General features: G+C 45.1%; 15 protein-coding genes and 1 pseudogene. 8 read left to right on the top strand and 8 right to left on the bottom strand.

Annotated elements, in window-relative coordinates; translation table 11 throughout:
• Window positions 1-165: 165 nt before the first annotated feature.
• The 6 genes from VHA02S_RS15290 to VHA02S_RS15265 all read left to right on the top strand — a co-directional run bounded on the left by VHA02S_RS15290 (window position 166) and on the right by VHA02S_RS15265 (window position 5,133).
• The gene (locus VHA02S_RS15290) at window positions 166-984 is read left to right on the top strand and encodes an ABC transporter substrate-binding protein (RefSeq protein WP_005445821.1); all 819 of its coding nucleotides are present in this window, start codon (window positions 166-168) and stop codon (window positions 982-984) included.
• A 6-nt stretch (window positions 985-990) separates the two neighbouring features.
• The gene (locus tag VHA02S_RS15285; protein WP_005445822.1) at window positions 991-1,689 is read left to right on the top strand and encodes an ABC transporter permease; all 699 of its coding nucleotides are present in this window, start codon (window positions 991-993) and stop codon (window positions 1,687-1,689) included.
• A 43-nt stretch (window positions 1,690-1,732) separates the two neighbouring features.
• Entirely contained in the window at window positions 1,733-2,452 is a 720-nt protein-coding gene (locus VHA02S_RS15280) for an energy-coupling factor ABC transporter ATP-binding protein (protein WP_005445824.1), read from the top strand.
• The gene (gene mobA / locus VHA02S_RS15275; RefSeq protein WP_005441549.1) at window positions 2,430-3,017 is read left to right on the top strand and encodes a molybdenum cofactor guanylyltransferase MobA; all 588 of its coding nucleotides are present in this window, start codon (window positions 2,430-2,432) and stop codon (window positions 3,015-3,017) included. The genes VHA02S_RS15280 and mobA overlap by 23 nt, the downstream gene beginning before the upstream one ends.
• On the top strand, window positions 3,014-4,792 hold the full coding sequence (locus VHA02S_RS15270; RefSeq protein ID WP_038898075.1) for a bifunctional molybdopterin-guanine dinucleotide biosynthesis adaptor protein MobB/molybdopterin molybdotransferase MoeA: 1,779 nt from the start codon (window positions 3,014-3,016) through the stop codon (window positions 4,790-4,792). Before mobA ends, VHA02S_RS15270 begins: the two co-directional genes overlap by 4 nt.
• A gap of 74 nt (window positions 4,793-4,866) precedes the next feature.
• The gene (locus VHA02S_RS15265) at window positions 4,867-5,133 is read left to right on the top strand and encodes a DUF2960 domain-containing protein (RefSeq protein WP_005377584.1); all 267 of its coding nucleotides are present in this window, start codon (window positions 4,867-4,869) and stop codon (window positions 5,131-5,133) included.
• Window positions 5,134-5,299: 166 nt separating this feature from the next.
• Here VHA02S_RS15265 and nagK read toward each other — a convergent pair whose 3' ends face one another.
• Window positions 5,300-6,208 carry an N-acetylglucosamine kinase gene (nagK, locus tag VHA02S_RS15260; protein WP_005445828.1) on the bottom strand — a complete coding sequence of 303 codons (909 nt, stop codon included), beginning with the start codon at window positions 6,206-6,208 and terminating at the stop codon, window positions 5,300-5,302.
• A gap of 172 nt (window positions 6,209-6,380) precedes the next feature.
• Window positions 6,381-7,130: a tRNA-uridine aminocarboxypropyltransferase gene (locus VHA02S_RS15255; RefSeq protein WP_017190151.1), complete on the bottom strand. Its 750-nt coding sequence runs from the start codon at window positions 7,128-7,130 to the stop codon at window positions 6,381-6,383.
• A gap of 180 nt (window positions 7,131-7,310) precedes the next feature.
• On the opposite strand from VHA02S_RS15255, the gene VHA02S_RS15250 reads away from it, so the two are divergent.
• Both VHA02S_RS15250 and VHA02S_RS15245 read left to right on the top strand, forming a co-directional pair.
• Window positions 7,311-8,129: a sterol desaturase family protein gene (locus VHA02S_RS15250; RefSeq protein ID WP_038898076.1), complete on the top strand. Its 819-nt coding sequence runs from the start codon at window positions 7,311-7,313 to the stop codon at window positions 8,127-8,129.
• On the top strand, window positions 8,126-8,350 hold the full coding sequence (locus VHA02S_RS15245; RefSeq protein WP_050567800.1) for a DUF7661 family protein: 225 nt from the start codon (window positions 8,126-8,128) through the stop codon (window positions 8,348-8,350). The genes VHA02S_RS15250 and VHA02S_RS15245 overlap by 4 nt, the downstream gene beginning before the upstream one ends.
• A 6-nt stretch (window positions 8,351-8,356) precedes the next feature.
• On the opposite strand, the gene VHA02S_RS15240 is transcribed toward VHA02S_RS15245, so the two are convergent.
• The 6 genes and pseudogenes from VHA02S_RS15240 to VHA02S_RS15215 form a co-directional block, all read right to left on the bottom strand.
• Window positions 8,357-8,575, bottom strand: a complete 219-nt coding sequence (locus VHA02S_RS15240; RefSeq protein ID WP_009699322.1) for a hypothetical protein — start codon at window positions 8,573-8,575, stop codon at window positions 8,357-8,359.
• Between the two features lie 37 nt (window positions 8,576-8,612).
• Window positions 8,613-8,993 carry a hypothetical protein gene (locus VHA02S_RS15235; RefSeq protein ID WP_005445835.1) on the bottom strand — a complete coding sequence of 127 codons (381 nt, stop codon included), beginning with the start codon at window positions 8,991-8,993 and terminating at the stop codon, window positions 8,613-8,615.
• 51 nt (window positions 8,994-9,044) lie between these two features.
• A complete protein-coding gene (locus tag VHA02S_RS15230) occupies window positions 9,045-9,587 on the bottom strand; it encodes a hypothetical protein (RefSeq protein ID WP_038898077.1) in 543 nt (180 codons plus the stop codon).
• A 2-nt stretch (window positions 9,588-9,589) separates the two neighbouring features.
• Window positions 9,590-10,059: pseudogene (locus tag VHA02S_RS26515) on the bottom strand (hypothetical protein).
• Window positions 10,056-10,472 carry an NUDIX hydrolase gene (locus tag VHA02S_RS15220; RefSeq protein WP_038898078.1) on the bottom strand — a complete coding sequence of 139 codons (417 nt, stop codon included), beginning with the start codon at window positions 10,470-10,472 and terminating at the stop codon, window positions 10,056-10,058. Before VHA02S_RS15220 ends, VHA02S_RS26515 begins: the two are co-directional and overlap by 4 nt.
• A 249-nt stretch (window positions 10,473-10,721) precedes the next feature.
• A complete protein-coding gene (locus VHA02S_RS15215) occupies window positions 10,722-12,740 on the bottom strand; it encodes a methyl-accepting chemotaxis protein (RefSeq protein ID WP_038898079.1) in 2,019 nt (672 codons plus the stop codon).
• Window positions 12,741-12,842 lie beyond the last annotated feature (102 nt).

The raw sequence follows: 12,842 nt of genomic DNA, 5'->3' as shown, positions 1-12,842 counted from the left end.
GTCCAAGTGGTCTCAGGATGCGGGAGACATCAACGCGTAATCATCGCTTCTCGCTCCCTCACCCTAAGGTGACTTGTGATATGAGCGCGCTATGACGCTCTGGCGACTTCTTTAGTAACCCAAGACTTTAGAAGCCAAAGAATCATTGGAAAGGAAACAACTAAAATGAAAAAAATTGCGCTGACTCTAGCTGCAACGTCAATCACTCTTGTAAGCTACTCTGCTTTTTCAGCTCAAGATGGCGAACACATTCGCCTGGCAACAACAACAAGTACTTACCACTCTGGCTTACTGGACTACCTACTTCCTCAATTTGAAAAAGACACTGGCTACAAAGTGGATATCATCGCGGCGGGCACTGGTAAAGCGCTGAAGATGGGTGAAAACGGCGACGTTGATTTGGTAATGACACACGCTCCTAAAGCAGAAGGTGTGTTTGTTGAGAATGGCTACGGCGTCCTTCCACGTAAACTGATGTACAACGACTTCGTTATCGTTGGTCCTAAGTCTGACCCAGCACAAGTGAAAGATGATGCATCCGTACTCGACGTATTCAAAGAGATCGCAAACAAAGATGCAACTTTCATCTCTCGTGGCGATGATTCCGGTACACACAAAAAAGAATTGGGCATTTGGGCGCAAACTAAGATGGAACCAAACTTTGGTGGCTACCGCAGCGTAGGCCAAGGTATGGGTCCTACTCTGAATATGGCTTCAGAGATGCAAGGCTACACCATGACTGACCGTGGTACATGGTTGGCTTACCAAAACAAATTGGATCTTGCGATTCTATTCCAAGGCGACGAAAAACTGTTTAACCCATACCAAGTGATTTTGGTTAACCCAGAGCGTTACCCAACCATCAACTACCAAGGTGCGAAGGCGTTCAGTGACTGGTTAGTAAATCCGCACGGTCAAGAGCTGATCAACAGCTTCCGTCTGAATGGTAAACAATTGTTCGTTGCGAATGCTGAGACCAAATAACGCAATATGAATCTTGCTGATACAACACTAGAAGCCTTGCGCTTACTGGTGAATTTTGATGCAGACCTATGGGAGATCGTTGCGGTCTCCTTTAGTGTTTCTATTACGGCAATATCTTTGGTGGTATTGCCGTCTATTTTGATGTCCTTTGTCCTCGCCTACACCGACTTTCGTGGTAAGTGGTTCTTGCTGTCCATTGTGAACACCTTACAGGCGGTGCCAACGGTCGTAATCGGTTTGCTGCTCTACATGCTGCTATCGAGAGCGGGTCCTTTAGGTGATTGGCAAATGCTGTTTACGCAAAAAGCCATGATCTTAGGACAAATGATCGTCTGTTTTCCGGTTCTGGTTTCTATGATGCACGGTGCGCTTCAATCGAGTGACCGTCGCGCGGTTGAAACGGCAATTACGTTAGGAGCGTCAATACCTCGTATCGCTGCTACTATGATCTGGGAGACACGTTTTCCTTTATTGGCGGCTATCATTGCGGGATTCTCACGAATCGTCACAGAGGTAGGTTGTTCAATGATGGTTGGTGGCAACATTATGGGCGTAACCCGTAATATTCCGACTGCCATTGCAATGGAAAGTAGTAAAGGTGCTTTTGCGCAAGGAGTTGCATTAGGAATTGTATTACTATCGTTAGCGTTAGCGCTCAACTTCCTCTTATCGAGCATGAGAGGCAAAGGCTATCTAAGAACATGAAGCAAGCAATCGACTCGCCATCGACCCAATGTAAGGGTGAATTATGACTATAAAAATTACCGCCGAGCAATTGTCCATGCGCTTTAAAGAGCGTGTGCTTTTCCACATCCCTGAATTAGCCATTGGTCCAAACGACGCGATTTACCTAAAAGGTGACAATGGCGTTGGTAAAACCACCTTACTTAAGATCCTTGCAGGTTTGCTCAAGCCTTCAACGGGTAAAGTGGTGGCACCGAAAGATACTTGGTTGAAGAAGTGGACGCGTCGCAATGGTCGTGTTGACGTGATTTATCTCCATCAGTCTCCTTACCTTTTTGACGGCACTGTGTATGAAAACGTCGTTTATGGAGTTAAATATCAACAAGACACGGCAAAAGATAAGCGAGCTCAAGTTATTAGTGCGCTGCGCATGGTAGGGTTAGAAACCTTAGCCGACGAACACATCTCTGTATTGTCCGGCGGTGAAAAGCAACGCGTAGCAATGGCACGAGCTTGGATTTTAAAACCATCGATTTTGTTGATGGACGAACCAAGTGCCTCTCTCGACCAAGAGTCGATTGAACGTCTGGTTATCATGGCAAAAGATCTGCTTGATCGTGGCTCTAGTATTGTTGTGACTAGCCACCAAGCGAACGCGTTGACGGATTTATGTAAAAAACAGTGGTGGATTAAAGACAAGACTTTGATAGAGTCTCCACTCTTGTATGTCATACCAAAAGAAACATCCCAAGAGAACGCATATGCTTCAGCCAACACAAACTAGTTGGGTCATTTTGGCTGGTGGTCAAGCCAGCCGTATGGGTGGAAAAGACAAAGGTCTGATCGAACTGAATCAGAAGCCACTCATCGAACACGTTATCGAACGTTTATCTCCGCAAACACCGCGCATTCTAATCAATGCGAACCGAAACCAAGACGCCTACCGTGCGTTTGGTTTCGTCTTCAGCGATCAATTTAAAGATTTCCCAGGTCCGATGGGCGGTATCCACGCGGGCTTGGTTCATGCAGAAACCGATTGGGTTGGCTTCGTCCCTTGCGACAGCCCACAAATCAACACTGATCTTGTTGAACGTTTTTGCAATGCAGTAAAAGAAGACACCGATATTTTGGTTGCTCATGATGGCGACCACCAGCAGCCTGTCTTCACGCTTTACCACAAGCGCGTACTGCCAAAGCTGACCGCGTTTTTAGAGCGTGGCGATCGTAAGATCATCCTACTCTACAAAGAGTGCAACACCAGTTACGTTGACTTTAGCGACTCACCAAACTGTTTCGTCAACTTAAATACGCCTGAAGAACTGGCGCAATTTGGACAACTCGAATCATGAAACACACGCTAAACATCCCTATTCTTGGTTTTGCTGCTTACTCTGGCACGGGCAAAACTACGCTACTTGAAGCATTGTTACCAAAGTTGACCGACGCGGGTTTACGCATCGGTATGCTAAAGCACGCACACCATAACTTCGATGTCGACCAACCGGGCAAAGACAGCCACCGCCTACGTAAAGCAGGCGCATCGCAAATGCTGATCTCTTCTCGTAACCGCTTCGCACTGATGACAGAAACACCAGAGTCAGAATCGGAGTTTGATTACCTTCTGACGCGATTCGACGAAGACAGATTAGACGTGGTTTTAGTGGAAGGCTGCAAAAACATTGCCTTTCCTAAGATCGAATTGCACCGTGAAGAAGTCGGTAAGCCTTGGCTTTATCCAAACGATGAAAACATCATCGCGATTGCTTCAGACAGCGGCGAATTGGACTCTGAACTGCCACAAATGAACATCAACGATCTTGAAGCAATTGCCCAGTTCGTTATTCAGTATGTTCAAGAAGCGAAAGCACCAAAGAGTAAAGAGAAAGAAGCCGCTTGCTGCGATACCCTTTCTCCAGCTTTCCTTTCTGTGGTTCAAGGACAAGAAAAGATCCTTTCTTTGGTGAACACGGTTGCTGAAACCGAAGCATGCAAGATTGAAGATGCATACGGCCGTGTGCTTGCAGATCACGTGGTGTCACCAGTGAATGTTCCGCAATACACCAACTCAGCGATGGACGGTTACGCGATTCGCGGTGATGACGTTGAGCGTGAAAGCTACCAAGTGGTTGCTGAAGTGATGGCGGGTCACGCTTACGATCAGCCTTTGGAAGTTGGTCAAGCGGTTAAGATCATGACGGGCGCCCCAACACCTATCAATGGTGATACCGTTGTTATGCGTGAACAGGCAACACAGGATGGCGATACAGTCACGTTCAATGGTGCAAGCATCAAAACCGGTCAAAACGTTCGCCAAGCGGGTGAAGACTTAGCAATTGGTAGCGATGTGTTTACCGCAGGCACTCGCCTAGCCTCCCCTGAGATGGGCATGATTGCTTCTCTTGGCTTTGGTGAAGCCAATGTGTTCCGCAAGTCGAAAGTTGCTGTGTTCTCTACCGGTGACGAAGTGCAAGCGCCAGGTACAGATCAGAAAGCGAATTCAATCTACGATTCAAACCGTTTCACTATCATGGGCATGTTAGAGAAACTTGGCTGTGAAATTTTGGATTTCGGTATTCTAGAAGATAACGAGCAATTAATGATTGAAGCGCTCGAAAATGCTTCTGCGCAAGCCGACGTAGTGATGACTTCTGGCGGCGTATCCGTTGGCGATGCCGATTACATTAAGCTGGCGTTGGACAAACTGGGGCAAATTGATTTCTGGCGTATCAACATGCGTCCTGGTCGTCCGCTTGCGTTCGGTCAAATCAACGATAAACCTTTCTTTGGTTTGCCGGGTAACCCTGTTGCCGTGATGGTTTCATTCATCAACTTTGTTGAGCCTGCGCTGCGTAAGATGCAAGGTGAACAAGGCTGGAAGCCACTCAAAGTCAGTGCCATTGCCACAGAAAACCTCCGTTCTCGCCAAGGTCGTACCGAGTTTAGTCGCGGTATCTACGAACTCGACGAAACAGGTCGTCTAACGGTCCGCACAACGGGTAAACAAGGCTCTGGTATCTTGCGCTCAATGAGCGAGGCAAACTGCCTGATCGAAATCTCCCCTGCTGTTGATACAGTAAAAACGGGAGAAAGCGTGACAATTATCCCACTTCAAGGCAGAATCTAGCCCAACTAAAAATGAGAAGGTCAGCACGTCTGACCTTTTTATTGATGACAGAAAAACTTTTCAGAGAGACAGCTATGGCTCGCACCATTCTTTACACTTACAAAGACCAAGACAAAGAACTGACGTTCTCATACCAGCAACACCGCAATATTCAAGAAGCGGTTGCAGAAGCAGAAGGTATCGATATCACTGAGTTCCTAAAGATGGAGCAACAAATCGAAGCAGTATCTGATACTAAAGCGGTGCGCAACTACCGTGATAACTACTTCAGAAAATTAGGCTTTAGCAAAATCACCCTAGCTCAAAAAGAAAACTTGGGTGTAGGCAAAAAGAACAAATAAGCCAAGCTACACAGATCAAAACAAAAACTCGCGATTCGTCGCGAGTTTTTTTATACCTATTCTTTTTGTTCGTACTCTATAAGTAAAAAGCCCCGTTTCACCTTAAAGGAAAACGAGGCTTTCAATATAGGTCTTATGTATTTTCGCTTACCGAAAACTCAGACGATTATTTGATGTTTAGGAACGCAGCACCACGTACGCCACCTGAATCACCATGTTTTGCTTTGATGATCTTTGGACATTTCGCGACAGAAAGCAGGTACTTAGGAATACGTTTTGGCATCTCTTCGTAAATCAGTTCGAAGTTAGATAGACCTCCACCTAGTACAACAACGTGTGGGTCAGTCGCAGTAAACAGGTTCGCAAAGCAGATTGCGAGAAGCTCCATAAAACGCTCAACGTGCTCAACCGCTTTTGCTTCACCTTCTGCGTGTGACTTAATGATATCGATCGCTTTCTTCTCTTCGCCATAGTAATGCGCGTAAAGAAGCTCGAAACCACGACCAGACAGGTAGCTATCTAGACAACCTTTCTTTTCGCAACCACAACCTAGTAAAGGCGCGTTTTCGCCTAGGTGGAACCAAGCGTCGATAGGAAGACGTGTATGACCTACCTCACCCGCAACGTGGTTACGACCAGAGAACACTTTACCTTCGTAGATAAAGCCACCGCCAAAACCCGTACCAAGGATCAAACCTAGTACAGATGGTTCGTCTTGAAGGTCTTCATCCCATGCTTCAGAAAGCGCGAAACAGTTTGCATCGTTTTCGATTTTTACGCTGCGACCGATTTTAGCTTCCAGATCCGCACGAAGTGGTTTGCCTTTTGCGGCAGGTACGTTAACCGTTAGTACAGTTGCGTCATCCGCATCTTCCATGCCAGGAAGACCAAGACCAATCGTGCCTTCACAACCAAATTCCGCATCGTATTTGTTAACCAGACCTGCGATGGTTTCTACCAGCAAATCGTAGTTGTCTGTTGGTGTTGGTACACGTTCAGTTGCTACACGCTCAAGTTTTTCGTTAAACGCACCAAACTCGATTTTAGTGCCACCGACATCAAAGCCGTAATACATGCAATTCTCTCCTAAAATGCTCAAACGACTCCCAAAATATGCTGGAGTCAAAAAGATAAACTTTAGGCATTATCCATATCTGTACGCCTGCAAACCGTGACGGAATGCAGATTTATCCCCTCGTTGAAGCCAGTTGAACAACAAGCCATCAACAAAAGTTCATTCCTTAGAGTTAGCTCTCGATTTTAGCCCACTCTTTGAAACGTTTCAGATGCGGGCGAGACCAGTCGGTTTTTACTCGAGTTTTCGTCAGCATGTAGGTTTCACGGAAGGCTTCAAACCACAATTGCAGACACTCCGAAGCTTGCTCTTCACCTGCCTGTTTGAATACTAACGTCGCCACTTCTGCCGTTGATAAGTGTTGCTCGTTATCCGAGCGACGCATAATGTATTCAGACAGTGATTCCGGCTCAATAGAAAGCACAGGTAAAGATTTAAGAAACTCTGAACGGCGGAAGATCTTACGTGCCTCACGCCAACTACCATCAATGAAGATCATTAGCCACTTTTTATCCGAGCCATCGGATATCTTCAAACGCTCTGGATTTAAACCGTCCAACAAACGTTCAGGCTCATCCACGTAATCTGCTGGGAAGACAACCACAGGTTGATAAGCATCGTTCTCTAGCAATGCCAACATCTCTTCAGAAGGTTCGGTACGATTCCATTGATACACGTAGGTCTCTTGAATCGTATCAGCAATAAGACGCCCAGTATTACTTGGCTTAAACACTTCGTTTTCCGATACGATCAGCATACAGGCAATATTGGATTCAATGTTCGGCTGAATCTCGCACAAACAATATTGTTCAGAAACCTGACAATAAGGACAGCGAACCACTTTACAACCGCGAGCGTTAAACGGCTTCGTTGAGATAGATTGACGGTGCTGGTATAAACGATGGAAAGCGTGGATTCTCATGGATAGAAAGTGCCAGTTGTTAGGGTCTTCATAAAGTAGAGCGCGATTCTACTTGCATAGAGGGTTAGTCTCAAGAAATGTTGATAAACGGACGGACATTCACATTCCTTTCTTCTCGTTGAAAGATACGGTGGAGTGTTAAGGTCTTAACAAATAAGCGAATCAAACAAGGAAATTAGTGTGCCCGAAACTGCATTTAACGACCCTTCTTGGCTACGACTCAGCATCTTCATTGGTGTTTTGTTGCTGTGCACCTTGTGGGAAAACAAGCGACCGAGAAAGCAGCTGACTGTCGACCGTTCATTTCGCTGGTTTAACAACCTCACATTGGTCGCACTAAATAGTGTCGTTATTGCCATAGTTATGCCGATTGCAGCCTTTCAAGCGGCCATCATCGCTTATGAAAACCATTGGGGCCTACTCAATGCTCTTGCCTTCCCGACTTGGTTAAATGTGCTGATAACCGTTGTGCTACTCGATCTCATCATCTACCTGCAGCATTTAGTCTTCAATCGAGTTAAACCGCTATGGAAGCTTCACCGCATGCATCATGCTGACTTGGATATCGATGTCACAACCGGGACACGATTCCACCCGATAGAAATCATTCTCTCTATGGTGGTAAAAATCGCCGCTGTGTTTACTTTAGGCGTCTCTCCTATTGGCATCGTTGTGTTTGAAATCGTATTGAATGCCAGCGCCATGTTTAACCATAGCAATGCAAAGCTGCCACTGCCTTGGGACGCGACGTTACGTAAGTTGGTTGTGACACCAGACATGCATCGCGTTCACCACTCCGTCATCGTGCGCGAGACACATTCAAACTTTGGCTTCTTCTTGTCTATCTGGGATCGCTTGTTTGGCACATATCGAGCTCAACCGGAGTTAGGACATGATGATGTTGTGATTGGTGTTCCAGAGATTCGCGACAAAGACGAGCAAAGATTAGATAAACTGATTACCCAGCCATTTCGTTACAAAGAAAAGTCTTCCTCATGAGCCGCTCAATGAAAGTGAATGTGTTTGGAAAAGTCGTGCTTGCGGAATGCAAAGATGGGATTTGGACGCTTTATATCGATTCAGAAACATCGATAAAGCGCCCAATCAGAGATTTGGTAGTGCCGCCATTTCTAGAAGAAGATGAGTTGCTGACCTACCTCGATGATATGTATCACGAACATGCAACCGCTACTCACCCCAGTGTATTTAGGATTGAATAGAAATCTTTAGGCTTTAATCAAATTACGTTTCTTGTTTGATTGAGTGACGCCAACAAACAAGCCGATAATCCCCAAAACAATCGATGAGATGGCGAGCACACTCACGTCTTGTTGTTTATTTATGGCTGCGTATACAAATGCAATACCAAAAAAGATGGCACCAAAGCTAAAGCCTGATAGCGCAGCAAAAATACCGAAGCTCGCCAGCTCCTTAAAGTTATCCATAACACTTCCCTGTTGAAAAATACGTAATGTCAAAAAGTTAACGGAATATCTGACGAGAGTGACGATTCTTTTGCGAATTCCACAACCAAATTGATACCCCAATAGAAAATCCTAATAGCAACGTTTGCCATTGCAGTTGTCCACTACTCTCGAAGATACCCAATCCATAGTGTGCATACGAGTTAAAGCCTACGCTGCTTAACATAATCAATAGAACTAAAACCAGCCCGGTCCGTCGATGCTTGATCAACAAATACACGGCAAGCAAATCTAGGAGACCCAAAGCACTCCAATACATGTTTAACCAGCCTGGGGCAAAATCGTAAGGCAAAAAGCCATCGACAATATTGTCGTAAAGGTGAATAACGCCACCTACTGTCAGGCAAAGGCATAGGAGAAACACTACGAATTTATCCATTATCGTTTCCTTTCCTTATCTGAATGAATGCGCAAAGCATATAGAAGTCAGCTAAACAATTGTAATTTCATGACCATTTTTGAGACCGACAGAGCCTTTAAACAGTACGTGAGGGGTACGAAAGAATAACAATGGCACTTCTTCCTTATGAATTCGCTCCTGATAAAAGCATAGCGGTTTGCTCGGAAGTTCGCTGAGTTGTAAAAGTTCGGTCTCTTTGTAAGGCATAAAATCCTCTTTTGATTCTTTCCAATCACCAAATTCTTGATTGGGCGACCAGAAAATCACGGTATTGGTTTTATCAAAGCCAAGCTCCCTCACATCAAACCGAAACCAACGACCTAGCGTTGTCGTCTCAAGGCCGCTCTTTCTCAATCCCTCTAGTACCTTGCCCGGATGAATCGGTGTAAAGTGAAGCACGTCATTCCAATAGCAATCCAACCCATGAACACGACGCTTTAGAGCTTGCGGGCGATACTCGTATTTCTTGACATGTTGTTGATACAAGTTCGGGTGTGACGCTTTCAAGCAGTTAAGAGGTTTCAATCGGTCTCCCGTCAAGTTGCTTGGTACGCGATGGTAAACGTAGGTCAAAGTTATCCCTCTTGTGGTGCTTTTAAGTCAATGAACAAAAACTTCATCGAAGGCGGAAAGATAAAGGCATCCTCACATCGATAACCTCTTAGCCACACACCATCATCCCGCTTACGTAGAATAAACCTCTGGGATAGGTCTCTTCCTGAGCAAGAGGCAAAGAAGCGAGCATTATGTATTAATCTTTTGTGAGCGAAATACCTTGAAGTAACAAGTATGATGCGACGGCGAGCGGACAAGGCTCTAGCCCTTTCAGAGCTGCATGAGCAACAAGCTCAGCCAGCGTTGCTCCAAAAGGAGCCCTTAATTCCGAAGGCGTTGTTACCAATACAGACAATGTCTGGCCACGTTGTTTGGTTTGTATCATTTGGTCTTCAAACAGCTGTAAGGCAAACTGATTGAATTGAATACGTTGTTCTTTGAGTTCTTGAAACAACTCACCATTCGTGTGATTACCGATTCCAACTTTCACTTCATTGCCTCAAGACGAATAAACTCACGAACTTGCTCTAAAGCATGTTGAAAAACAGGGTGCGCACGAAAAGAAATGTCTTCTGTCACCTTATGCCAAAAGAATTCAAAATCATGCCCACCATCATCTTGAGTGTGGAAGACCCACTGTTCCGACAACGCTTCACATTCACACAAAACGAAATGCCAAATCTGCTCTTGAAACCCACTCTCCCAAGCCCCTAAGTAGGTTGTTTGATTGACCAGTTCAATCCCCGACTCTTCTGCCAACTCTCTTTTTGCCGCACTTAAGAAGTCGTAATCGAAGGGTTCAACAGTGCCTTTCACCAACTGAACGCCTGCAAGAGGATGTTTGAAAAGAAGAATCTCGTTATTTTGGTCTCTTAATACCACTGGACATACTTTATCGACCAAAGAATCATTCCTCATTTTGTTGGCATTTTTGTTTTGCTTCTTCTGAGTACAAAGGCAAGTGACCTAGCACAGAAAAGCTTACCAACTTCAACGTATATCGGTTGGCGTTAGATTACCTTTGCTTTTTGGGTACAATGAGCCAATTTGCGATTTAGGTCACTCACTCTTGGAGTCGAAAATTAAAAAGACAGAGCGATTACCCTGCCTTTGGTCGTATAGGAAGTTCGGTTGCTCTTACCTAATGTTGGATCAACTCACTTTAAGCAGTTCGTATTTATGCAGCATCGTTTGTTGATGCCCTGCGATGTCTGCGACTTGTTCCGAGCTCTCAACCATGGCTTCCAACTGAAGTTTGGTATGTTCACCTTGCTCAGAAAGATGTGAGATAGCTTGAGAAACTTCAGCAGTAGCGCGTTCTTGCTCTTCTGTCGCAACAGAAATTTGGTCGACACGTTGCTGGATAAGCTGAACCGCTTCATTAATTTCAGTAAAGGTAGATTTCACTTGATGACTTGACTGCAACGCAGAAGACATTTCCTCACGTGAATCATTCACAGCCTTCCGAGAACGATCCGCTGCGATAACTAACTCATTCATCATTTCACGAATATTGGTGGTTTGCTGCGAGGTATCACTGGCGAGCTTACGAACCTCATCGGCAACGACCGCAAAGCCTCTTCCTTGCTCTCCTGCACGCGCTGCTTCAATCGCTGCGTTCAACGCAAGTAAGTTAGTGTTGTCAGCAATGCCACTGATCATATCGACCATTTCACGAATTTGTTTTACGCGCAGATCGAGTTCCATCATAGATTGTTCGTTTGTGTTGAGAGAGCTCTCTAGTGATTCCAAACGCAGGCGATTTTGTTCCACAACACTCACACCTTTCACTGTATGCTCCGTCGCTAAATACGAATCTTCAGACGAAGCATTAGTGACCGATGCAATCTCCCGAATCGACGCTTCTAACTGAGTGATCGTCGTCACCATGCTCATTAACGCTTCATTTTGCGTGGTTAAGCTTTGATTTGTTTGCTCAGCAGCACCGTGGCTGATTTCTGCAGTTTGGTACAAGATATCGCAATTACGAGTCACGGTAGAAATAGAGTCGTGCGTTGAGGCGATGACAAGATTGAGCTTGCGTGCGACTTCTTTGAGTTCAAACGGACCTACCTCTTGAGCTTTGTCGCGAAAGTCATGCTCTGTTAATGCCGACAAGCGATTCAGAATATTTCTAAGACCTCGATTAATCCACGTTCTTAGACCAAACCACGTTACGAGGATAACCAGAGAGATAACACCAGCGGCAGTAACCACCATAAAAATAACGTTTTTAATTGTTTTCTGGACCACGGTTTCACGTTCTTTGATCAAAGCGGAGGCCGCATCAGACACTTGATCGAGTAAATACATGGTTTCATTTGAAAGCTGAGAGGCACGTTGAAACTCAGCTTTTTGCTGCTCACTCCTTTCCAACTTTGCCAATATTAAACGGAGTACACCATCGTCCTTGAAGCCCGCCTGTACCATTTCATAAGGCGCAATGAGGCTAGCAAACTCGTTAACTTCTGGATGCCATTCTTTGAAATCATCAAAAGCGAGATTGATGCCAGCGATGCGATTGCGCATCTCCTTGTATTCTCGCTCCGCTTTTCCTAGCTCAGTTTGCATCATCATGACCAAGAAAGTGCTTTCCATTGAACTTGCAGAGGCGATAAAACGATTTGCTGCATCACTCGATTCAGGATTTTCGTTACTAAGAAATGAACTGATGCGGTTCATCTCAGGTCCAATCGAACTAAGACCGTAACGAAACCCGCCAACAGCCGAGTTAATGTCACTTTGCATCTGAATCACCGCAGACTGTTTGGATAAAATGGAGTTGGTGATTTGATGGAGTTCTGCGACATTTCCTTGGAGCATACTGGAGAGATGATCAGCAACGCCGGACGTTTGCTCGATTAGGTCGTCGCTTTGACTTGCCAGTTCTTCGATTTGAGATGTAATCAAAGGAAGTTCATTAGGATCGGTTATTTGCATTCCATAATTAAGCAGTTTCACCTGTTCCAACACATTCCTTGTAAGTGTCGCGTTTGCCATTGCCATTGGTAACGCTTTTTGAGACAACGCATTAAATTGGTCACCCACCTGCTCCACTCCTTTGAAACTTGAGACAGAAAGGGCTATAACAAGTGCGATGATAGTTAGAAATGTTGCACTGATAGTTTGAATCAGTGAAAAAGAAAGGCGTAAACGTTTGCGCTTTGTCATAATCAATGGATGTTCTTTCCTGAGTTTGAATCAACGTGTCCGCTTTTTCGTCACATAAGTGAGACAAAAACGTGATTTTCAGCCCATACTAGGTGTTGATTA

Origin of the sequence: Vibrio harveyi NBRC 15634 = ATCC 14126 = KCTC 12724, assembly GCF_001591145.1 — a bacterium.
Lineage (GTDB): Bacteria > Pseudomonadota > Gammaproteobacteria > Enterobacterales > Vibrionaceae > Vibrio > Vibrio harveyi.
This window is presented reverse-complemented; position numbering and strand designations above follow the sequence as displayed.